The following is a 2,001-nucleotide window of genomic DNA, read 5'->3' as shown; positions in this document are numbered from 1 at the left end:
GCCGCCGTGCGGGCAGGCGCCGCCGTAGGTGTCGACGATGATCTTGCGGCCGGTCAGGCCGCAGTCGCCCTGCGGGCCGCCGATGACGAAGCGGCCGGTCGGGTTGATCAGGTACTTGGTGTCCTTGAGCCACTCTTTGGGCAGCACGGGCTTGATGATCTCTTCAATGATGGCTTCGGTGAACGAGGCCTTCATCTTGTGGGCAGTTTCGCTCTGGTCGGGGCTGTGCTGGGTCGACAGCACCACGGTGTCGATGCTGTGCGGCTTGCCGTCCACATAGCGCATGGTGACCTGGCTCTTGGCGTCGGGGCGCAGGAAAGGCAGGCGGCCGTCCTTGCGCAGCTGGGCCTGGCGCTCGACGAGGCGGTGTGCGTAGTAAATCGGCGCGGGCATCAGATCGGGCGTTTCGTCGCAGGCGTAGCCGAACATGAGGCCCTGGTCGCCGGCGCCGATGTTCAGGTGGTCGTCACTGGCATGGTCTACGCCCTGGGCGATGTCGTTGGACTGCTTGTCATAGCAAACCATGACGGCGCAACCCTTGTAGTCGATGCCGTACTCGGTGTTGTCGTAGCCGATGCGCTTGATGGTGTCGCGCGCGACCTGGATGTAGTCGACATGCGCGTTGGTGGTGATCTCGCCGGCCAGCACGACGAGGCCGGTGTTGGTCAGGGTTTCGGCGGCGACGCGGCTGCGTGGGTCCTGCTTGAAAATTGCGTCGAGGATCGCGTCGGAAATCTGGTCGGCGACCTTGTCGGGATGGCCTTCAGAGACGGATTCGGATGTAAAGAGAAAATCGTTCKCCATTGCGTACACTCCATGAAGTTTGTCGGCGCGTTGCCGGCTGGAATGCCTCGGCGAACGCTTTAGCAGTTTGGTTTAATGTCGCCCTGCAAGTAGTTCAGTAACTCGGCGACAGCCTGCATTATATGACGGCTGGTTTTTGGCCGGCGTAACCTTTCGATACCCCTTTCACCTGATTCATGCCCTGGTTGTTTCGCTTCTTTTCCCTCTGGCCGCTGGCCGCCCTGCATGCGCTGGGCGGCATGCTGGGCTGGCTGGTGTGGGGCTTGAGTCCGCGCTACCGCGCCCAGTTCAGGGCACATGTGGCGCAGGCCGGACTGCCGTTCGCGGTCGCCCGCCCGGCGATTGCCGAGGCTGGGCGCTTTATTGCCGAACTACCCAAGCTGTGGATGCGGCCGGCTTCGGAGTCCTGCCTGGGTAATGTCCGCATCGAAGGCCAGGTGCATGCGGAGCAGGCCTTCGCCGAAGGCCGCGGGGTGATTTTTTTTGGTCCCCATTGCGGCAGCTTCGAGCTGGGCCCGCAAGCGCTGGCCGAGCTGTATGGGCCCATTACCGCGATTTACCGGCCCGCGCGCAAGGCCTGGCTGGCCCGGCTGGAACGCCTGGCGCGTGACCGGGCCAATCTCACCGTCGTGCCCGCTTCCTTAAGCGGCATCCGCCTCATGCATAAAACCCTCAAAGCCAATCAGGCCGTGGCTTTGCTGACGGACCAGGTGCCGCCCGAAGGCCTGGGCGTGTGGGCGCCTTTTTTTGGCAAGCCGGCCTACACGATGACACTGGCTGCGCGGCTGGCGTTGCAAAGCGGTGCGGTGCTGCTGCCCGTCAGTTGCGAGCGCCTGGCCCGCGGCAAAGGGTATTTCCTCAAGATATGGCCTCCGGTGCAGGGGATGGACGCCTCAGATTCCGGCGCGCGCGCCGACCTGCTGCATGGGGTGACACAGATCAACCGGGCGATCGAAGCCATTGTGCTGAGCCAGCCTGGCCAGTATTTGTGGGGCTATGCACGCTACAAGACACCTCGCAAGGAAACTCCCCTTTGAAGACTCCCCGCCAGTTGGCCAGCCGAATCGTGACCCGCGGCGGCATTTTCTTTATGCGGGTGCTGGCGCTGCTGCCGCTTTCCTGGACGCGTGGCCTGGGCGTGCTGCTCGGCTGGATGTTGTATGCGATGGTAGGCTCGCGCCGGCGCGTGGTGGCCAC

Annotated in this window: 2 protein-coding genes; one reads left to right on the top strand and one right to left on the bottom strand. The window is 63.5% G+C overall.

Annotated elements, in window-relative coordinates; genetic code table 11:
• Nucleotides 1-804: methionine adenosyltransferase (gene metK, locus AC1DWI_RS21020; protein ID WP_477725665.1), on the bottom strand; the 804-nt coding region annotated here is incomplete at its 3' end.
• Between the two features lie 176 nt (nucleotides 805-980).
• Here metK and AC1DWI_RS21015 point away from each other — a divergent pair.
• Nucleotides 981-1,841 (top strand): lysophospholipid acyltransferase family protein, encoded by an 861-nt coding sequence (locus tag AC1DWI_RS21015; RefSeq protein ID WP_477669900.1) that lies wholly within the window; start codon nucleotides 981-983, stop codon nucleotides 1,839-1,841.
• The last annotated feature ends 160 nt before the right edge of the window (nucleotides 1,842-2,001 follow it).

Source organism: Polaromonas sp. P3_C2 (assembly GCF_056402675.1).
Note: the sequence above shows the minus strand (reverse complement) of the source record. Positions and strands in the feature narration are given on the sequence as shown.